Raw genomic sequence first — 20,994 nt, 5'->3', positions numbered from 1 at the left:
GCTTGCCTGTGGAGGGAGGGTGCAGTCAGACCGCCCGTCGAAGCAGGAACCCGCCGAGGTGATTCAGACATCAGTCTGAACGCAGTAGGGACCCACGTCCTTTAGGGCGTGGAGGATGTCAATTATACGTAATTGGCGTTGGCTTAGCTAACATAATTTCTGTCTTAGCCGGCTCGGTTTGTGCAATCACTTTACCGTGACGAATAGAGTAACGTACAGGGACTTGACGACGTAAAGCATCAAAACCATTTTCAGCAGGAAGAATAATAAAGTTAGCACTATTACCGACCTCCACACCATAATCCGTTAATGCCAATGTTTTTGCACTATTATGACTGATAAGTTGTAATCCATTATCAATTTGCCCATAGCCCATTAACTGACAAACATGTAACCCCATATGCAGCACTTGTAGCATATTTGCTGTACCTAATGGATACCATGGATCAAAGACATCGTCATAACCAAAGCAAACATTAATACCACTCGCTAACATCTCTTTGACACGGGTGATCCCCCGACGTTTTGGATAACTATCAAAACGCCCTTGCAAATGGATATTCACTAATGGATTGGCTACAAAATTAATGCCTGACATTTTTAATAAACGAAATAAACGCGAAGTATAAGCGCCATTATAAGAGTGCATAGCGGTTGTATGACTTGCTGTTACCCGTGAGCCGATATTTTCTTTATGTGCTAATGCAGCAACGGTTTCAACAAAACGCGATTGTTCATCATCAATTTCATCACAATGCACATCAATAAGTCGATCGTATTTCAGCGCTAATGCGAAGGTTTTATGTAGTGACTCCACGCCATACTCACGGGTAAATTCAAAGTGCGGGATTGCCCCCACAACATCCGCACCTAATTTCAAGGCCTCTTCTAATAATGCTTCGCCATTAGGGTAAGATAATATCCCTTCTTGGGGAAATGCCACAATTTGTAAATCAACCCAAGGTTTGACTTCTTGTTTGACTTCTAACATGGCTTTTAAAGCCGTTAACGATGCATCAGAAACATCAACATGGGTTCTTACATGCTGAATACCATTGGCGATTTGCCATTGTAATGTTTGCCACGCCCGTTGTTTAACATCATCATGGGTGAGTAATGCTTTTCTTTCTGCCCAACGCTCAATACCTTCAAATAAGGTTCCTGATTGATTCCAGTTTGGCTGTCCTGCTGTCTGCGTGGTGTCTAAATGAATATGAGGTTCAACAAAAGGAGCGTGAACCAATCCACCTTGTGCATCTAACCCTTGGGGATGAAAATCGCTTTGCGGTTGTGGCTCAATGGCTGCAATCTGGTTATTTTTAACTGTAATGCGCCATAAACCTTCTTTTCCAGCTAAACGAGCATGATTAATTTGTTCTATATTTTTACCCAGCATGACTTATCTCCGCTTGTCGAGCTGTACGACGATTTAATATTGGATTTAATACCGCGTAACTGATTGCGCCACCTAATACGGCATTAACAGGTACGATCCCTGGTAACCAGTGACCGGCAGCAATACCGATGGCCACAGCAAGTAAGGCTACCCAGTTCACATTTTGCATTTTGTCAGCATTGAATTGATTATACCGCGCTCTATTCATCAGATAATCTGCAATAATAACGCCACCTACAGGGGGGATCGCCGCGGATAGAAAGGTTAACCAACCAACAAAATTATTATAAAGCCATAGCGCACACAATGTGCCGATAATGCCATTAACCACAGATAATTTTTTACTGGATAACCCTGTGATATTGGCAAAACCTAACCCTGATGCATATAACGCATTATCATTGGTCGTCCAGATATTTAAACCTAATACAATGATCGCCGGCAGTAATAAACCTTGCGCTATCATCACATCGGAAATATCCGCCATGCCTAATGATGCCGCTCCCGCAGCACCAAAGACAAACATCAAAGTATTTCCTAAGAAAAAAGCCACAATAGCGACAATCACGGCAATTTTAGGGTTACGTCCAAAACGAACAAAATCCGCCGTTAATGTACCGGCACTGATAAAAGAGCCTACCACCATGGCAAGGGCTAAATTAAAATCAAGTTGTTCGGCAGGCTTCACAGCCATTAGTGTATTAAGCCCTCCCATATCATGTACCGCAAGATATACCGAGTAACTTCCTAGGATAGCAATAGCAGGAACCGCAATAATGGAGAGAATAGTTAATGCAGAGATACCAAAAAACACGGTGATAGTCATTAAAATTCCTGATATTGCAATCAGGAGATTAATATCAATCCCCGTGGCTTTACCAACGGGAATAGCAAACATCGCAACACCGACACCAAACCAACCGACTTGTGTACCACCGAGTAAAAATGAGGGAAGCCAAGAGCCTTTAATACCAAAAGAGTAACGAGCAAGAAGATGAGTGGTGAGACCTGTTTTAGAACCAATAAAACCAAGAAATGCGGTGTAAATACCAAGGAGAAGATTACCGATAAGAACTGCGAGGAAGAAATCATTAAAGGAGAGACCAGTACCAAGAGCGCCGCCAGTCCACATACTGGCTGAAAAAAACGTTAATCCCAACATCACAAAGGTTAACGCTAATCCACCCTTTCTTGCGGATATGGGCACCGGGCCCTGACTATAATTGTTGTCCTGAGACACTTTAACCCCCTATTCATTTCACCAGGCCAAAAAATCTGACGCATTCTATCGGCATAAAAATTTTATGCAAACGTTTTCGTACTCTGTTTATGATAATTAATGGGATCGGTGATAGAAAAAAAATTGATATATCTCACATCAATCCTGATGTTATGGTTGTTTTACTTGAGTCACTCGACTTATTTAAAATGATTGTAAAAAGGAGATTGCTTTAGAAATATTTATGATAACAATGGAAAGTTCATAATCATTTAATTATGAAAAAATACATAAATAATATTTAATAAAACTTAAAAAAATAAAATAATAACGAAAAAAGAAGCTTTACTTTCAGTCACAAAAAAGAGGAATTTTCATTCCTCTTGACTATTGTTTTGATAAGTTAATTAATTTCTTCTGGCAGGTGAATGTCCAGCAACATAGTAATCTGCTTGGCTTGCTGGCAATGGTTTAATGCCTTTAATTTTGTCTGCCATTTTTTCAGCAATCATAATGGTTGTCGCATTTAAATTGCCAGTAATTATATTGGGCATAATGGAAGCATCAATAACTCTTAAGCTTTCTATACCATGAACGCGTCCGGCACCATCTACGACGGCCATTTCATCATTTCCCATTTTACAACTACCACAAGGGTGAAATGCTGTTTCTGCCCGTTCACGTACAAAAGCATCCAGCTGTTCATCCGTTTGAATATCTTTCCCCGGACTAATTTCTTCACCGCGATAGGGATCTAATGCAGGTTGCGCCATAATTTCTCTCGTGATACGAATAGCAGCCCTAAACTCTTGCCAATCTTGCTCTGTTGACATGTAATTAAACAAGATGCTTGGATGCTGATGTGGATCTCGTGAGGTTATTTTTATACGTCCGCGACTGGGTGAACGCATCGACCCCACATGAGCTTGAAAACCATGCACTTCCACTGCATTACTGCCATTATAATTAATCGCCACTGGTAAAAAGTGAAACTGAATATTTGGCCAAGCAAACTTTTCACTTGAGCGAATAAAACCCCCTGCTTCAAATTGATTGCTCGCCCCAATACCCGTTCCTTTAAATAACCACTCGGCACCAATTTTAGGTTGGTTATACCATTTTAACGCCGGATAAAGTGAAACGGGTTGTTTGCATTCATATTGCAGATACATCTCTAGATGATCTTGCAAATTCTGCCCCACGCCCGGTAAAACATGTACTGGCGAAATATCAAACTCGTTGAGAACATCTTCAGGGCCGACACCTGAGCGTTGTAAGATTTGTGGTGATGCAATCGCCCCGGCACAAAGCAGTATTTCTTTACGTGCTTTCACATGCTGTGGCGTGGTATTCGTTCCTTTAAAATAGCGCACACCACTTGCTTTTTTACCCTCAAATTCAATAATATCGGTTGTAGCATGTGTCTCAATAGTTAAGTTTTTGCGCGATTTAGCTTGGTCAAGATAACCCCGTGCCGTACTGGCTCGACGCCCATGGGGGGGTTACCGTTCTATCCATAGGGCCAAATCCTTCTTGCTGATAACCATTGAGATCATCAGTTCTAGGATATCCAGCTTGTACACCGGCTTCGACCATCGCATGGAATAAAACATTATTCCCCTTTTTCGGTGTAGTCACACTAACAGGCCCACTATCACCATGATAATCATTAGCCCCAATATCTCGGGTTTCTGCTTTACGAAAATAGGGTAAGCAATTTAAATAATTCCAATCTTCAAGGCCGGGTAATTTGGCCCACTCATCAAAATCCATCGCGTTACCACGAATGTAACACATACCATTAATGAGTGATGATCCTCCTAATCCTTTACCTCGACCGCACTCCATGCGGCGGTTATTCATATGTGGCTCAGGCTCTGTTTCATAAGCCCAATTATAGCGTCTACCCTGTAACGGATAAGCTAATGCTGCTGGCATTTGTGTGCGAAAATCGAACCTGTAGTCCGGTCCTCCAGCTTCAAGGAGCAGCACAGTAACATCAGGATCTTCTGTCAAGCGGGTAGCAAGAACGTTACCGGCTGAACCAGCACCGATAATAATGTAGTCATAGACCATTGTTATCTCCTCTGTTTCAGTCATTAAAATTAAAAATAGAATGGATTAAAAAACGGATGAAAACTCCCCAAGTTCAACTTGAATAGATTTGATTTGAGTGTAATTTTGTAGTGTGACAAGCCCATTTTCACGGCCAACACCGGAATGTTTATAACCACCAACAGGCATTTCTGCTGCAGATTCACCCCAAGTATTGATCCAGCAAATTCCGGCTTCTAATTGATGTATAACGCGATGTGCCGTTGTCAGATCTCGAGTCACCAAGCCTGCGGCTAATCCATAGACACTATTATTGGCGCGTAAAATAACTTCATCTTCTGTTTGATAACTTAAAATGCTCATTACAGGGCCGAAGATTTCGTCCTGCGTGATTTTCATATCATCAGTACAATCGGTAAATACCGTTGGCGCCACATAAGCCCCTTTCGCCAATGCACCAGCGAATAAACGTTCACCACCACAAAGTAGTTTTGCACCTTGAGCTTTACCTAACTCGATATAGCTTAAAACTTTTTCAAGATGAGGGAAGCTGACTAATGGTCCAAAGTTGGTATCCATTTCCAGTGGTGAACCAACGCGAATACGAGAGACACGCTCAATGATTTTAGCTTCAAAAGCTTGTTTTAACTTTTCTGGCACAAATACGCGTGTTCCATTGGTACATACTTGTCCTGAACTATAGAAATTAGCCATCATGGCGATATCGGCTGCGGTATCAAGATCGGCATCATCAAAAATAATTAACGGTGACTTACCACCTAGCTCCATAGTGACATCTTTTAAGCTTGATGAAGAAGCGCTCGCCATCACTTTTTTCCCAGTATCGATCCCCCCCGTAAATGAGACCTTAGCGATATCAGGGTGCTGCGTTAGCCATTGCCCTACAGTGGCATCACCCGTGACCACATTAAATACCCCTTGAGGCAAACCCGCTTCAGTATATATTTCAGCCAATTTTAATGCCGTTAATGATGTCATTTCACTCGGTTTAAAAATCATCGCATTACCTGCTGCTAATGCAGGTGCTGATTTCCATAACGCAATTTGAATTGGATAATTCCATGCACCAATGCCGGCAACAACACCTAATGGCTCACGACGGGTGTAAACAAAAGCGCTGTCACGTAGTGGGATCTGCTCCCCTTCTAGGGCAGGAATAAGACCCGCATAGTATTCCAATACATCAGCACCGGTGACAATATCGACATAACGTGTTTCAGACAGGGGTTTACCGGTGTCTAACGTTTCTAAATGCGCTAACTCATCATTACGTTCACGTAAAATATCCACGGCACGTCGAAGAATACGGGAGCGCGCCATCGCAGGCATGGCAGCCCATATTTTTTGTCCTTGCTTTGCACTTTCTACCGCCCAATTAATATCTTCTTCACAGGCTGATTGTAAATGTGCAATCACCTCACCTGTAGCAGGATTAATTGCGGCAAATTGTTCACATTCAGGTTGTGCGCAATCAACATATCCACCATGAATATAAAGCTTGTGTAACGGTGGGTTTTGCATATTTTCTCCTTTATAGTGAGTAAGTTAAGTCTGTTTATCCTGGCAAAGATTAAGTTGCATATCGATATACTCATCAGTAATTTTTTTTGCTTCTGCTAACGAAAATGGCTCCTCGCTAAGGGCACTACGTAGCCATAAACCATCGATTAAAGCGGCCAAGCCTTTGGCGGCTAAGCGTGCTTTATCTTTTGTTAACGCACGTCCAAATTCATAACAGAGATTAGAGTACAAACGTCTATCATTAACCTTTTGTAAACGATGCAAATTAGGCTGATGCATGCTACTTGCCCAAAAAGCCAGCCAAGTTTTCATTGCGGTTTCACTGGTTTGTGACGTATCAAAGTTACCATCGACAATAGCTTGAATACGCAATTTAGGCTCAGCATCGCTTAAAATACGTAATCGCATTGCGACGGCAAAACCTAACTGATATTGGATATGGCGCATTGCCGCTTCCAATAAACCATTTTTATCACGGAAGTAGTGGCTTATAATGCCATTAGATACCCCGGCCTTTCGTGCAATTAATGCAATGCTGGCATCTTGCATTCCGACCTCATTAATCACCGCTAATGTCGCCTGAATTAATTGCTGTTTACGTATCGACTGCATCCCTATCTTCGGCATGTTTTCAAGACCTAAAAAATACATTGAACACTTTTATTAAACGTTTTTTTAATTGAACATTCAATCAATATTAACTATTGTTTATCACAATTAATTCACAAATGACATAAGGAGCAGATCGTGAAAATTTGAATCTTTGCATATAAATCAATTAATTAGCAAAGAATGCAACTTTTAACTTTTAGATGAATAAATTTTTGGAATTTCTGATGACAACTCTTAATAGCTCAAAAAAACCACAGAAAGACAAGCTCAATTCTGTTGTTTTTTTCGCTTCCGCAACGCTGATTTTAGCGTTCTCTTTTTTCACTATTTTAATGACAGATACCGCCAATGCGTGGATCATTAAAACACTAGGTTGGGTATCAAAAACCTTTGGTTGGTACTATTTATTAGCGGCAACTTTGTACATTGTTTTCGTTATTTTCGTTGCCACATCTCGCTTTGGTAATATTAAATTAGGCCCAGAACAGTCAAAGCCTGAATTTAGTGTATTAAGCTGGTCTGCTATGTTGTTTGCCGCGGGGATCGGGATTGACTTAATGTTTTTCTCAGTCGCTGAGCCTATTACCCAATATATGCTACCGCCTACTGGCGAAGGTGAAACAATAGAAGCAGCCCGTCAGTCGATGGTGTGGACATTATTCCACTATGGCCTGACGGGCTGGTCTATGTATGCACTGATTGGTATTGCACTCGGGTATTTTAGTTATCGCTATAATTTACCCTTGACCATCCGCTCTGCACTTTATCCTATCTTTGGTAATCGTATTTATGGCCCCATCGGTCATACGGTCGATATTGCTGCCGTATTGGGTACTATTTTTGGTATTGCCACCACCTTAGGTATTGGCGTAGTACAACTTAATTATGGGTTGAAAGTTCTCTTCGATTTACCGCAAGGGTTAGGTGTACAAGGTGGTTTAATTCTACTTTCCGTAATTATGGCGGTGATCTCAGCCACATCAGGCGTCAATAAAGGCATACGTATTCTTTCAGAATTAAATGTATTACTCGCTTTAGGGTTAATTTTATTTATCCTATTTGCTGGTGATACTGAATTTTTATTAAATGCGTTAGTACTTAATGTCGGTGATTATGTAAATCGATTCTTAGGAATGACACTAAATAGCTTTGCTTTTGATAGACCGACGGATTGGATGAATAGCTGGACACTTTTCTTCTGGGCTTGGTGGGTTGCTTGGTCACCTTTTGTGGGCTTATTTTTAGCACGTATCTCAAGGGGGAGAACTATCCGTCAATTCGTTATAGGCACCTTGATCATCCCTTTTGTATTCACGCTATTATGGTTGTCTATCTTTGGTAATAGTGCACTTTATGAAGTGATCCACGGTAATCAAACCTTTGCTGAAACAGTATTAGCCTCACCAGAAAAAGGCTTTTATTCTCTACTTGAACTCTATCCGGGATTTGGTTTAACCGCTTCCGTAGCGACTATTACAGGATTACTTTTCTATGTAACCTCGGCAGACTCCGGTTCATTAGTTTTAGGTAATTTCACTTCTCAACTGAGTGATATAAATAATGATGCCCCAAATTGGCTGCGCATATTCTGGTCTATCGCTATTGGTCTATTAACATTAGGTATGTTAATGGCAGACGGGGTTTCTGCTTTGCAAAATACCACGGTTATTATGGGATTACCTTTTAGCTTTGTTATTTTCTTTATTATGGCAGGACTATATAAGTCATTAAAAGTAGAAGATTTTAGACGCGTCAGTTCATTAAACACCAATGCGCCAGCACCTCTTTATGGTAACACCACCATGAACTGGAAACAGCGTCTAGGTCGAGTGATGAATTTCCCAGGTACTACCTATACCCAACGGATGTTAGATTTAGTTTGTACCCCAGCGATGCAAGATGTGGCTAATGAGCTGTCATTACGTGGTGCAAATGTCTCGTTTAATCTTTACCCGCAGGAAGAAGAGCCTCGTTTAAACCATTTAGAATTAGTGGTTGATTTAGGCCAAGAGCAGCATTTTATTTATCAAATATGGCCACAAAAATATTCAGTACCTGCATTTACTTATCGTGCTCGTCGAGGAAAATCTCATTATTACCGGCTAGAAACCTATTTATGGGAAGGTTCACAGGGTAACGATTTAATGGACTACACCAAGGAGCAAGTGATCAGTGATATTCTCGACCAATATGAAAAACACTTAAACTTTATTCACTTAAGTCGTGAAGCGCCCGGTGCAACATTAACATTTCCAGAATCAAATTAATTAGCGACTGAGCTATCTTATCTCTCAAGGGAACCCGTTATCGGTTCCCTTTTTTATTAGCCTGCATCACACACCTTATGCAATACATCGCTATTTTCTGACTTTATTTCATGTTGACATGCTTAAGCTAATTCCTAAAAACTGACCCAACAGTGAATAAATAATCAAAATTAAAACATGTTTATTTACTTATTGTGTTTTTTTAGTAATCTACATAAACAATAAAAATGTAGAATAATTTACTTGGGAAACATCACATGAATCGTCGTTCATTTTTAACATCATCAAGCTTAGTGATCGGGGGACTTTCATTAAGTTCGTTTGTTAGCGCTGCCTATGCCGCAGAAACTTCAAACCCTAAACAGCTATTTAATGCAGAAAATCCTTTACTGTTAAACTTTAATGAAAACTCGCTAGGCATGTCATCCAATGCCAAACAGGCGATTATTGATGCACTTCCCCATGCTTTTCGCTATCCAGATGATGCGCGAAGCGCACTGATCAGTGCATTAGGTGAAGAATTTAAGCTATCAGACAAACACATCACTCTAGGTAATGGCTCCTCTGAAACCATACAAGCAGCCGTACAATATGTGGCTAATAAAGCGCAAAAAGCAGGTAAAACAGTACAACTGATTGTGCCTGATCCAACGTTTAATTATGCCGAACTTTATGCTGAACCTTTAGGTGTTAATATCGTAAAAGTGCCGGTTGATAACACATTGGCTTTTGATTTAACCGCCATGCAGAAAAAAGCACAAGCATTTGATGGTATTAGCATGGTATATCTGTGCAATCCTAATAACCCAACCGCAATGCTGACACCAACAGCGGCATTAACAAATTGGATCACCTCAGCAAAAGAAAATGTCTTTTTTATTATTGATGAAGCTTACGCTGAATTTGTGACAACACCTGAATTTACCAGTGCGATAGCATTAGTTGCTCAAGGTTATAAAAACTTGATTGTTACCCGTACATTTTCAAAAATTTATGCATTAGCTGGATTAAGGGTAGGCTATGGTGTGGCAGCCCCTGAGGTAATTAGTGAAGTAGATAGTTTCGTTTCTATTGATAATACCAATACTGCCGGTGCTGTTAGCGCATTAGCCTCGTTAAAAGATCACGCTTTTGTGGCATATAGTCGCAAGTCAATTGATGTATCACGACAAATGGTGGTTGATACTTTAAACGCCTTAAATATCGAGTATGCACCTTCTCACGCCAACTTTATTTTTCATAAAGTCAAAGGTGATGTGAAAACTTATCAAGAGAGAATGAAAGCGGCAAATATTATGGTAGGACGTGAGTTTCCTCCCGCATTAGGTTGGAGCCGTTTGACCTTAGGAACCCCTGAGGAGATGAGTTATTTTGTCGCGACATTAAAAGAATTTAGAACTAAAGGATGGATATAATCCTCTACAACCAATAGTTATAAATGTATTTAAAAGGGAACGACACAGTTCCCTTGTTATTTACAGATATTCTAAAGAAAATAATACTTCACCATTTGCACTTCCCCCAACTACGTCCTTATTAGTTGCGATATATTGCGCATAAAAATCGAGAGAAATATTATTAGTTGTCTCTACAGGGTAAATCATACTACTTTTTCCCGGTAATATTTTATTCTGATTTTTATCTAAAATAGCAATACCTATATTTTGAGCCGCATTTTTTTCTGCCAACTTAAACAAGGTACTATCCTTACTGTCAGTATCACCACTAAACATTACTTTTACACCGCTAGTAACAATACTGCAATCAGTTAAGTTAAGTGTAAACTTTACTGGCTCTGTTGTATTTTTTTGCTGAAAATCTTTTGTTCCCCAAACCCCTAAGTCAACAAATTTATTTAGCGAATCAGGGCTGACTCTACAAGTATTTGCCACAATGTTCGCTTTTATAACAATATTTGTATTAGCTAATTCTGCTGCTGCATCTTTAGTAAAAAATACTGTATATCCGCTAAAAAGTAGCATTCCCCATAATAGAAAGCGCATTATTTTTCTAGTATGTAATAACTCATTCATGATATTAGCCTATTAAAATTAAGGGAAATCAACTCTTAGAAAGCCACTTGATGTGACAGCGCCTTCAGTTGGTGTTTTTCCATCAATACTTACGGGATAAACATTAATCGTGACATTAGCATCAGCATTTTGGTTGAGTCTGAAAGGAATAAAACTTGATAAATCATTAGGTGTTAATTCAGATCCACTTGAATTAGCAACCACAAAGCCAACACTTTTATTATTAGAAACAATAGCATTACCTTGAACTGAATCTGCTTGTAATCGCATTGTTAAATCAGCACTGGCATCTATATTGTCACATTGAATACTTAAGTTTCTAGAAACCGTATTAACTCCTTCGGCTTTTTTCCCTGCTACTTTAAAACTTGATGCAGGAATATTGTCAAAATCAATATTCAACACTTGCCCTGAATTAATAACGCAAGATTGTGGAACTGTCATTGAAAGATTTAAAAATAGCTTTGTAATGATAGTTTGTTTAGTCGCACAATTCTGTGGTTGGCAAAAACCAAATTCGCCTACAAAAATATTTTTTACATAGGTACCAGAAATAATAGCCTTGTCAATTTTTATTCTGGTTTGATACTTTCTTACAGAAACGACGCTTTCTTCGTTTTCAGTATAAGTACGGGCACCACAAGTAGAGCTTAGCGTAGGTACATTATAAGGGACATAAATTGTTCTACAATTATTAGTCATTCTTAACGCAACAGAAATATAGTCATCTATCTTAGAATAAATCCAGTCATTATTGCTGGTATTTGCACTAGGAATATTACCATTGGAATATGTCGCCCATGTTTGCGCTTGCCCCGCATTCCATCTTAATGTAATTCGATTGGACAAAGTAATATCAGAAGCATCTTTAGTAACACCGACTTTATTTTCCGTCTTTGATAGTTGTCCACTAAGCGTGGAATATTCATTCGCATTACAACCACTGACACAGCTCACAGCGACTGCATTATTTGAAATAATGGCTATTATTGTAAACAATACTATTCTAATCATAATAAAATCCGTAAATATGCTTGTTTTTAATATTGGCATGTGGAAGAAATAAAATAGATACCTTTTTCTTTTGATGACTTCTCATTAATTTGGTAATCAAATATACATTGTTGATCAGCCATTTTTCCCCATTTTGCTTTTAGCCTACCAACAGGTGCTAAACCAGAGATAAAAACATTCCCATTATCGCCAACAATACCACTTACGGAACGCTCTTCATCAACAACCATCGCACCGAAAGGTATAATAGCGCCATCTTTTTTGCTTAATGTAACCATTGCTCGATAGCCAATATTCGTTTTAAAATTAGCTTCAACCAATGCCCCTTTAGTAGGAACTACATTAATAATCGTATTTTCTAATTCAATATTTTCTTCTAATGAATTAACATCTAATGAAACTCGATTATTTTTATATGTTGAAGCAAACGGTAAGACAGCATAACCTTTATTATCAGTTAATATACCATTTGCATTTTCTACTTTAACATTATTAGCATCATTTGCTTTAATAAGAATATTGGTATCCCCTAAAGGTTGAGTTAAAGTAATACCTCCTGCATGAGCAACAACACCACCATTTAAACTATAATTAAACTCATGCCAATCATTACTATAATTATATCCGCTACCTATATTAGCATATTTACCTTTATAATTAGCATAAACCATTCCTGAATAACCAGAACCATTATGCGTATATCCTTGTTGAATATTATAATTTAAATTATTGTCTTCAAGGAGAGTTCCTGTTAGTCCCACTTGATTGACCCAAACATTGTCATCGCTTCTATTCATTGAGTAAACAGCATACATACTATTTCTACTTGAATGTAAGTCACTTACAGTTTGTTGGTTAAATACATCATTAAGAGGAATTGATATATTAAAAGCTACATTTTTATTATCACCACGCATACCCGGTGATTTTAATTTCGATAAACTAAGACTATAATTTATCCTATCAATATTAGCATTATAACCCAGTTGCCATAACTGTTCAGTTTCAGTTGTGCGCCAATAGTTTTGGTAAGAGCCTAAAATATACAAAGAACTATTATTGGTAATTTGCTGATTTATATTAAGTTGAAACCTCCCTTTTTTAGAATAATTTAAATTATAGTAGTTAGATAAGTTATCCTCATCTCTTATTATTCCATTATCTGTTACTATTTCACGCCCTGCCATTTTTTTATAACTAACTTCATTTAGGGTATAATAGCCTTGCGTTGAATATCGATACCCCATTATTTGAAAGTTAGTGCCTGTGCTATTAATCGATTTAGCATAAAGTAATCGGAATGACTGCCCTTTTTTATGCTCATCGTTTGGCAATATACTATTCGCCTGTATTACATCTGCTGATATCGCCCCAAAGGTGCCTAGATTACCACCTAAACCAATCGCATAGGCTTGATAATTATTTGAAAATTGGCTTCCTCCATATAACGTCATATTATAAGGTAAGCCATATACTAAACTTAATTGACCAAAATTAGGTTTATCTTGATAATCTGCTCCGCTACGAAATTCCCCTCCAATCAATTCGTATTTTAAGCGTCCTTCACGTTGTAAAATAGGCACATTTGAATAAGGTACAACAAATTGTGTAATTTTACCGTTATTCTCTTTGATTGTGACATCTAAATTACCGCTACTTGATGTGGCATAGAGATCTTTTATTTCAAATGCACCTGGAGGTACAGAAATTTGATAAATAACAAAACCATTCTGCTTGACTGTAACAATAGCATTGCTATTCGCAATACCCTTTATCGTAGGTGCAAATCCTCTCATGCTATCAGGCAACATATTATCATCAGATTCTAGCTTAATCCCTCTAAAACCAAGACTATCAAAAATGGTTCCATTAGAAAAAGAGTCACCAAGGGTTAATTCAGCACGTAATGGAATAATAGGTTTTTGTACATATGTTCTTATATTCCTCCATTTATTTTGCTTACTTTCACCACTGGCATAGTTCCATGAACTTTCATTTCTAAATCGCCATGAACCAAGATTAATACCAGGATTTAAGTTTAAAAAATAATTATTATTATCAACGTTATCCTTAAAGTTCTTACTATTTCTTCCTGTGAAATTATAATTTAGTAAAAACGCATTAATCCCATTATCCCATTTTTCAGGTGGGATAAAGCCACGAACATTATTTTTAAACATTATTTGTGGAATACTTAAAAATAATTTTTGTCCTTCAAAATCGAATTTAACACTTGAGTTTTCTATTTTATCTAAAATATTCTCACAAGCACTATCTTTACTTTCTACCTCTTCTGATTTCTTTTTGCTATTTTCAGTTAAAGTTATTCCAAAATTTGTCAAAGTTTTATTATCTATACAAGGTAATAAACCTGTATCATCGGATGATGCATCGCTTTCATAAAATATTAAATTTTTTGTTTCAACATATTCATCGTTTACATAAATTTCTACTGAATACATTCCTTCAGGTTGGCCTTCACCTTTATCAAATCGAGATAAATCTGCTACTTCATTATCAATATTTGAAATTAAGTTAGGATTAAAAAAACTATCCGCATACACCACACCAGAAAAGCATGTACCTAAAAAGATATATAAATTAAAACATATAGTTTTAGATTTTAGCATAATAAAGCCTTATCATTAATGAATGTTATAGCATTACTTACCAATCTGTTTCGTTACTTTGGGTGTACTAGCACCATAATCATTAATAGTTTGATAAGATATTTGACTATAGTTAGGCTTGCTGACTTTAATCATTACTGTTCCCATAGGAGGAACCATAATACTATTTAGCTGTTCATTATCAGCTTCTAAATTAATTAATGTCGCGTAATAAGGTGAAGGATTATTTACTATTATGTTTCCTTGTGATTTTTTAAACTCAAGACTATTAGGTACATCCTCTATGTTAAAATTTAATCCTTGAGGTCTAATAAAAATTTTTATTCTAGATAATACTGCTAGCTGTAATATATTTTTATCTTTTATTTCTTCTCGCTCAATTTCAGGGATTGCTTTTGTATTTAACCAGAACAAACTTTCTCTATCATTTGGTAATGCCTTACCAGCATAAATTATTCTTAGCTTGTTTTCACTTTCTGGTTTGCTGACAAACAGTGGTGGTGTAACAATAAATTCATTACTTTTTTGATCTTGGCTATCATCAATCCATGATTGCACTAAAAAACGTAATCTTTTATCTGTATTATTAAGAGTAATTGACGTCTGTTTTGCATCCATAGGATAGACTATGCGTGTTGCAGCTAATGCAACACCTCCCGCATATGATAGCGATGAAAAACTGAAGAGAAAAAATAACGCAATAAAGTGTTTAGATATTAAATGCATATTAACCTCAAATGATAGGTTTATTTATTGATAATTGAAAACAAACCAAACTACGCTGTCAGCTTTTCCACCGATAACGTTTTCTTTCGTTGCCAGATAACTTGCTTTAAATTTTAGTTTTAATTCATTCTCTTCAATAAATTTATACTTATTGAATTTATTAGGAATAATTATTTCACCTTCATCATTAAATAATGCAACACCTAATCCTGAAGCTGAATTTTGTTGATCGGTGATGCTAAATAATCGTTTATCATTATTGTTTACATCACCTATAATAATTATACTGACTTTATCCGTAATACTTTTATTACATCCCATTAATTTAATAAAAAATGGAATTTTTATAGAGTGACTTCCTACTCCATGAAATTGGTTACTACTAATAACACCAAGATCAACAATTTGATATTCACTTTCAGAAGATACTGTACAAGCAGGCTCTACAATTCCCCCTTTAAAAGTCACAATACCATCGTCTAAAGAGATATTTTCCCTGTCATTAGAATAGGCTGTAAATGAAAGAGTAAAAAATAGGACAATAGAATATATTAAACTATATTTCATATTTCCCTCGATATAAAAGTATGACCTTTATCAGGTCATACTTTAAGTTAATCCAATTTATTTATTCATATTGCATTTTGAAAGTTACATCAGCATCAGCATGACCAGGGGTAACGGTATCTAATGTAGATTTATAACGTGCAACAAAGTTAAGTGTATTTGATCCATCAATTAACTGTTTTGCTGTAGAAAAAACAGAGCCGTCTGGTGGTAACACTTTTCCTGTATGGTCTGTAATTTCAATACCAACGCCCGTCGCAGCACCCGCACCACCTGTTGTAATATTGCTTACAGCTAATACTGTTTTATCATTTGAATCACTTACACCTGAAAATGAAACTGAGGCATTCTGTGCGACAGTCGTATCACAAGCTTCTAAATTGATATAAAAATCAGTATTACCAACTGTTTTCCCTACACTATCAAATTGTGCGGTACGATATTGTCCAATATTAACAGTTTGATCTATTGATTTTGTACTAACAACACATGCAGCATTAACAATTTCTCCAGTAAAATTAATTTTACCACCATTAACAATAGTCGCTGCAGAAGCAACACCGCTCAGTGATAAAACAGATACTGTAAATAGAGCTTTAACTAACATCTTTTTTTTAAGCATTGACTTTTCCTTTTACATTACAGGTAAATATACACAACAACTTCACTTATAAATTAAAATAGTAAATCTATATTAGATAACAATATTTGAATCCATATACTAATTATATGATAAAGAGTTAACTGCCTTAATAAGGGTGATTTAATAAATATTAAATAAATAGGATTTTAATTTTAAATAAAATCCCTATTAATTAATTCATTGATATACTTAATATACTTGCCACTAATAATATTATTTATCTTACATTTAAATAATATTCTCAAAGAATGGAATATTATTATCAGAATCATATTTTATTTTATATTTTAATGTGATAACTCTTTTGGAAACCTTTTCAAAGAAATCACTTATTGAAATATCAAATATATTTAGTATGTGAAAAAGTATATCAATAGGTATTTTATTTATTCCTCGTTCATAACGAGAAATTTGTTGTTGAGAAATATTCAATAATTTTCCTAACTCAGCCCCCGTCATAGAATTACGTTGCCTTAAAAGAAAAAGTTCATATCCAATCGAATGACAAAATATTTTTCTTTCTGAAATATATTCAAAATTCAATGAGAAATTATTTATTTCCAAAATTCACTTCCTCAACTGTATTTGCATTTAATTTACTTTATGAGATTAATAAAATCAATTATTCAAAAATTTCTAACGAATTAAAAACCTCATAATAAAACACTAAATAAGAGTAGGTAAATATACTCATTTTATTTGTATCAGGGAGTTAATTGATTATCTGATTTGAATAGTCGTTTTAAGGCAGTGATTAATTCTAAAATTACGAGAAAATAGATACAAATAAGACATAATAATCTATTAATAAAAACATATTAAATTTTTATTAATTTTTAATAGAAATATTTTTTATTGTTTTTGCTTACTGTAAAACTAAAACAGATAGGGTTAGTACAAAACTTATACTTTTTTGTTTCAAATGTTATTTTAACAAAGTTACAATAATAAACTTTATTAATGATTATGCCTTTATATCTCATCCTAAAAATTTTTACTTGATATAAATTAATATTTATTTATTTTTTTTGGTACTGATATTTGTAATTAGATAAGTTTTTTTAACCATTATTTTATCTTATTAAAAAATAATATTTTTATAACTATAAAAACTTTTGATATTAAAATCACAAACCGATAAAAACAACATAATTCATTGATAATAAATGATTTTCATCATTATCAATACTTTTCATATTTAAAAAAATGATAATATCAAATAGAAAATAAATTTTTAGAAAAAATCTATTACAAATAAGTTTATTTGAATATTAAATTTTTGAGCCATATGCTTTATATATAAAGAAAAAGGGCCTGAATAAATTCAGGCCCTTTTTCCTATTAATATAATTTTATTATTTATTAAAGCGGATCGACTTTTAAACAAGATACCGCATGGCGGAAACTTCCCTCTAATAAGGGGCGCGTTTTAGCACATTCTTCATCAGCCATCGGACAACGTGTACGGAAAATACAGCCTGATGGTGGATTAATTGGTGAAGGAAGCTCTCCTTCTAACAAATCAATATGCTTGTTACGCTCTTTATCCGGATCAGGAATAGGCACCGCTGACATCAATGCTTTGGTGTAAGGGTGTAATGGGTGATGATAAACTTCATCATAAGTCCCCAACTCCACCGCATGACCTAAATACATCACTAAGACACGATCTGAGATGTGTTTCACTACCGCAAGATCATGCGCAATAAAGATGAGCGATAATCCCATCTCTTTTTGGATATCTTTCAGTAGATTGACTACCTGAGCTTGAATAGAAACATCCAGTGCCGATACAGGTTCGTCACAGATAACCAGTTTTGGCTCTAAGATCAGTGCGCGAGCAATACCAATCCGTTGACACTGTCCACCAGAAAACTCATGAGGATAGCGGTTAATTAAGTTTGGTAATAACCCCACTCGCATCATCATCGCTTTGACTTTTTCAACCACTTCAGCCTGTTTCATTTTCGGATGATAGGTTTTTAGTGGTTCGGCAATAATATCGCCAATCGTCATTCTTGGGTTTAAGGAGGCAAGTGGATCTTGGAATATCATCTGAATATCTTGACGAACATCGCGCCACTGTTTATTGCCCATGCCTAATAAGTCATTGCCTAACCAAGTGACTGTACCACCCGATGCTTTAACTAAGCCGATAATGGCACGCGCAAAAGTTGATTTGCCACAACCTGATTCCCCTACTACACCTAAGGTTTCACCTTCGTATAAACGTAAGGTAACGCCATCAACGGCTTTGAGGCTTTTTTTAGGTTGCCAGAACCACTGTTTATTATCTTGTACATCGAAATAAACTTTTAGATCGTTAACTTCGAGGATCACTTTTCTATCTTGTAAGGTGGCTTGGCTCATACTAACTCCTCCGCCGCTTTAAAACAGGCTCGTAATCTTCCCTGAGCAAATTGTGTTAATTGAGGTTCACTATTCAAACACTGCTCTGTTGCATATTGGCAACGAGGCTGGAATGGGCAACCTTTAGGTAAACGCAATAAGTTAGGAGGATTACCCGGAATGGTCGCCAAACGTTCATCTTCACCATCTAAACGAGGTACTGCTTGTAGCAACCCAATAGAATATGGGTGTGATGGTTGGTAGAAAATATCTCGCGCATTACCATATTCCATGGTTCGCCCAGCATACATTACCAGTACTTTGTCGCAAATACCCGCAACCACACCGAGATCATGGGTGATCATGATAATGGCTGTATTAAGCTCTTTTTTTAGCTCGTTTAGCAGTGTCATGATTTGTGCCTGAACAGTCACATCCAGTGCCGTTGTTGGCTCATCAGCAATTAATAGTTTTGGCTTACATAATAGTGCCATCACTATCATTACCCGTTGGCGCATCCCACCAGAGAACTCATGGGGATACATGCCCATACGTTTATGGGCTTCGGGCATTTTTACTGCATCAAGCATACGAACAGATTCCGCATATGCATCATTTTTACTCATACCCTTATGAAGCATAAGCACTTCTATTAACTGAGTGCCGACTTTCATATAGGGGTTAAGTGAGGTCATTGGATCTTGAAATATCATGGATATTTCTTCAGCACGCATTTTGTTTAATTGACTTTGGCGTAAGTTTAAAATTTCACGACCATTAAAATGAGCACTTCCAGCAGTACGACCGTTTTTAGCTAATAATCCCATTAAGGCGAACGCAGTTTGCGATTTCCCAGAGCCAGATTCACCGACAATTCCTAAGGTTTCCCCTGCAGATAGCTCAAAGTTGAGCTTATTTACTGCGGTTACATCCCCATCTGGAGTACCAAAGGTGACACAGAGATCTTTTACACTTAACAATGGCTTATTTGTTGAATTTGTCATCATGTTCTCCTTAACGATCTTTCGGATCTAACGCGTCACGTAAACCATCACCGATAAAGTTAAAGCAAAACAAGGTGACAACTAAAAATGCAGCAGGGAAAAGTAATAACCAAGGAGAAACTTCCATTGAATTTGCACCATCACTCAGTAGTGCTCCCCAACTACTTAATGGCTCTTGTGTGCCTAATCCTAAGAAACTTAAAAATGATTCAAATAAGATCATGCTAGGAACCAGTAATGAAGCGTATACCACAACAACACCTAATACATTCGGCACGATGTGTTTAAGGACGATATTACGTGATGACACACCACAGACTAACGCCGCTTCAATAAACTCTTTACGTTTTAAACTGAGTGTTTGTCCCCGTACGATACGAGCCATATCGAGCCAAGATACCATGCCGATGGCAACAAAGATCAGTAAGATATTTTGCCCAAAAAAGGTCACCAGTAAGATAACAAAGAACATAAATGGGAAGGAGTTTAATATCTCCAGTAAACGCATCATCACTGAGTCAACGCGCCCACCGATATAACCTGCCATCGCGCCATAGAGGGTGCCAACAATCACAGCGACAAATGCCGCTGCAATACCTACCATCAGTGAAATACGTCCACCAATTGCTACACGAACTAATAAGTCACGTCCTGATGAGTCAGTGCCAAAATAGTGCGCAGAGGCAAAATCAGGTGGCATTGACATCATTTCCCAATCCGTATCGTCATAAACAAAAGGCGATAACATGGGGGCGAAAATGACAAAAAGTAAAATACAAAATAGTAGTACTAGGCTGGTGATCGCCGCTTTATTGTGCATAAAACGACGACGGGCATCTTGCCATAAACTACGACCTTCAACATCTAGCTGCTCCGAGAAATTCCCCAGAGCTTCGCTATTTTCTTTCATCGATAACATAACGTGCTCCAGTCTCTA

At 36.9% G+C, this 20,994-nt stretch carries 16 protein-coding genes and 1 pseudogene; 2 read left to right on the top strand and 15 right to left on the bottom strand.

Annotation, left to right across the window (positions count from 1 at the left end):
* Positions 1-118 precede the first annotated feature (118 nt).
* The 5 genes and pseudogenes from ACYUCW_RS05630 to betI all read right to left on the bottom strand — a co-directional run bounded on the left by ACYUCW_RS05630 (position 119) and on the right by betI (position 6,839).
* The gene (locus ACYUCW_RS05630) at positions 119-1,396 is read right to left on the bottom strand and encodes a cytosine deaminase (protein WP_460408262.1); all 1,278 of its coding nucleotides are present in this window, start codon (positions 1,394-1,396) and stop codon (positions 119-121) included.
* Complete coding sequence (gene codB, locus ACYUCW_RS05625) at positions 1,386-2,636, bottom strand: cytosine permease (protein ID WP_004248204.1); 1,251 nt, start codon at positions 2,634-2,636, stop codon at positions 1,386-1,388. The genes ACYUCW_RS05630 and codB overlap by 11 nt, the downstream gene beginning before the upstream one ends.
* 386 nt (positions 2,637-3,022) lie before the next feature.
* A pseudogene (betA, locus tag ACYUCW_RS05620) lies at positions 3,023-4,691 on the bottom strand (choline dehydrogenase).
* Positions 4,692-4,736: 45 nt separating this feature from the next.
* Positions 4,737-6,212 carry a betaine-aldehyde dehydrogenase gene (betB, locus tag ACYUCW_RS05615; RefSeq protein WP_004243216.1) on the bottom strand — a complete coding sequence of 492 codons (1,476 nt, stop codon included), beginning with the start codon at positions 6,210-6,212 and terminating at the stop codon, positions 4,737-4,739.
* A gap of 24 nt (positions 6,213-6,236) precedes the next feature.
* On the bottom strand, positions 6,237-6,839 hold the full coding sequence (gene betI, locus ACYUCW_RS05610; protein WP_004248206.1) for a transcriptional regulator BetI: 603 nt from the start codon (positions 6,837-6,839) through the stop codon (positions 6,237-6,239).
* Between the two features lie 209 nt (positions 6,840-7,048).
* Here betI and ACYUCW_RS05605 point away from each other — a divergent pair, with 209 nt between their 5' ends.
* Together ACYUCW_RS05605 and ACYUCW_RS05600 are read left to right on the top strand one after the other, a co-directional pair.
* Entirely contained in the window at positions 7,049-9,091 is a 2,043-nt protein-coding gene (locus ACYUCW_RS05605) for a choline transporter (RefSeq protein WP_087726513.1), read from the top strand.
* 257 nt (positions 9,092-9,348) lie between these two features.
* The gene (locus ACYUCW_RS05600; RefSeq protein WP_046334744.1) at positions 9,349-10,506 is read left to right on the top strand and encodes a pyridoxal phosphate-dependent aminotransferase; all 1,158 of its coding nucleotides are present in this window, start codon (positions 9,349-9,351) and stop codon (positions 10,504-10,506) included.
* A 60-nt stretch (positions 10,507-10,566) separates the two neighbouring features.
* On the opposite strand, the gene ACYUCW_RS05595 is transcribed toward ACYUCW_RS05600, so the two are convergent.
* The 10 genes from ACYUCW_RS05595 to oppC form a co-directional block, all read right to left on the bottom strand.
* A complete protein-coding gene (locus tag ACYUCW_RS05595) occupies positions 10,567-11,124 on the bottom strand; it encodes a fimbrial protein (protein ID WP_460408261.1) in 558 nt (185 codons plus the stop codon).
* A gap of 18 nt (positions 11,125-11,142) precedes the next feature.
* Positions 11,143-12,081: a fimbrial protein gene (locus tag ACYUCW_RS05590; protein WP_020945751.1), complete on the bottom strand. Its 939-nt coding sequence runs from the start codon at positions 12,079-12,081 to the stop codon at positions 11,143-11,145.
* A gap of 83 nt (positions 12,082-12,164) precedes the next feature.
* Positions 12,165-14,768 carry a fimbrial biogenesis usher protein gene (locus ACYUCW_RS05585; protein ID WP_071233842.1) on the bottom strand — a complete coding sequence of 868 codons (2,604 nt, stop codon included), beginning with the start codon at positions 14,766-14,768 and terminating at the stop codon, positions 12,165-12,167.
* Between the two features lie 33 nt (positions 14,769-14,801).
* Positions 14,802-15,494 carry a fimbria/pilus periplasmic chaperone gene (locus tag ACYUCW_RS05580; protein WP_004243223.1) on the bottom strand — a complete coding sequence of 231 codons (693 nt, stop codon included), beginning with the start codon at positions 15,492-15,494 and terminating at the stop codon, positions 14,802-14,804.
* 24 nt (positions 15,495-15,518) lie between these two features.
* Complete coding sequence (locus ACYUCW_RS05575) at positions 15,519-16,061, bottom strand: fimbrial protein (protein ID WP_004243224.1); 543 nt, start codon at positions 16,059-16,061, stop codon at positions 15,519-15,521.
* A 61-nt stretch (positions 16,062-16,122) separates the two neighbouring features.
* Positions 16,123-16,683 carry a type 1 fimbrial major subunit FimA gene (gene fimA / locus ACYUCW_RS05570; RefSeq protein ID WP_004243225.1) on the bottom strand — a complete coding sequence of 187 codons (561 nt, stop codon included), beginning with the start codon at positions 16,681-16,683 and terminating at the stop codon, positions 16,123-16,125.
* 249 nt (positions 16,684-16,932) lie between these two features.
* A complete protein-coding gene (locus ACYUCW_RS05565; RefSeq protein WP_012368005.1) occupies positions 16,933-17,268 on the bottom strand; it encodes a helix-turn-helix domain-containing protein in 336 nt (111 codons plus the stop codon).
* A gap of 798 nt (positions 17,269-18,066) precedes the next feature.
* The gene (gene oppF, locus ACYUCW_RS05560) at positions 18,067-19,074 is read right to left on the bottom strand and encodes a murein tripeptide/oligopeptide ABC transporter ATP binding protein OppF (RefSeq protein ID WP_004243227.1); all 1,008 of its coding nucleotides are present in this window, start codon (positions 19,072-19,074) and stop codon (positions 18,067-18,069) included.
* On the bottom strand, positions 19,071-20,060 hold the full coding sequence (gene oppD, locus ACYUCW_RS05555; protein ID WP_460408260.1) for an oligopeptide ABC transporter ATP-binding protein OppD: 990 nt from the start codon (positions 20,058-20,060) through the stop codon (positions 19,071-19,073). The genes oppF and oppD overlap by 4 nt, the downstream gene beginning before the upstream one ends.
* A gap of 7 nt (positions 20,061-20,067) precedes the next feature.
* Positions 20,068-20,976, bottom strand: a complete 909-nt coding sequence (oppC, locus tag ACYUCW_RS05550) for an oligopeptide ABC transporter permease OppC (protein WP_004243229.1) — start codon at positions 20,974-20,976, stop codon at positions 20,068-20,070.
* Between the last annotated feature and the right edge of the window lie 18 nt (positions 20,977-20,994).

It is taken from the genome of Proteus sp. MB838, assembly GCF_054767435.1.
Note: the sequence above shows the minus strand (reverse complement) of the source record. Positions and strands in the feature narration are given on the sequence as shown.

Bases quoted from the DNA above. Each gene is read 5' to 3' on its own strand.
- ACYUCW_RS05585 (WP_071233842.1), bottom strand. From the start codon at position 14,768: ATGCTAAAATCTAAAACTATATGTTTTAATTTATATATCTTTTTAGGT.
- oppC (WP_004243229.1), bottom strand. From the start codon at position 20,976: ATGTTATCGATGAAAGAAAATAGCGAAGCTCTGGGGAATTTCTCGGAG.
- ACYUCW_RS05575 (WP_004243224.1), bottom strand. From the start codon at position 16,061: ATGAAATATAGTTTAATATATTCTATTGTCCTATTTTTTACTCTTTCA.
- ACYUCW_RS05600 (WP_046334744.1), top strand. From the start codon at position 9,349: ATGAATCGTCGTTCATTTTTAACATCATCAAGCTTAGTGATCGGGGGA.
- betI (WP_004248206.1), bottom strand. From the start codon at position 6,839: ATGCCGAAGATAGGGATGCAGTCGATACGTAAACAGCAATTAATTCAG.
- ACYUCW_RS05595 (WP_460408261.1), bottom strand. From the start codon at position 11,124: ATGAATGAGTTATTACATACTAGAAAAATAATGCGCTTTCTATTATGG.
- oppF (WP_004243227.1), bottom strand. From the start codon at position 19,074: ATGAGCCAAGCCACCTTACAAGATAGAAAAGTGATCCTCGAAGTTAAC.
- oppD (WP_460408260.1), bottom strand. From the start codon at position 20,060: ATGATGACAAATTCAACAAATAAGCCATTGTTAAGTGTAAAAGATCTC.
- ACYUCW_RS05630 (WP_460408262.1), bottom strand. From the start codon at position 1,396: ATGCTGGGTAAAAATATAGAACAAATTAATCATGCTCGTTTAGCTGGA.
- ACYUCW_RS05580 (WP_004243223.1), bottom strand. From the start codon at position 15,494: ATGCATTTAATATCTAAACACTTTATTGCGTTATTTTTTCTCTTCAGT.
- fimA (WP_004243225.1), bottom strand. From the start codon at position 16,683: ATGCTTAAAAAAAAGATGTTAGTTAAAGCTCTATTTACAGTATCTGTT.
- betB (WP_004243216.1), bottom strand. From the start codon at position 6,212: ATGCAAAACCCACCGTTACACAAGCTTTATATTCATGGTGGATATGTT.
- ACYUCW_RS05605 (WP_087726513.1), top strand. From the start codon at position 7,049: ATGACAACTCTTAATAGCTCAAAAAAACCACAGAAAGACAAGCTCAAT.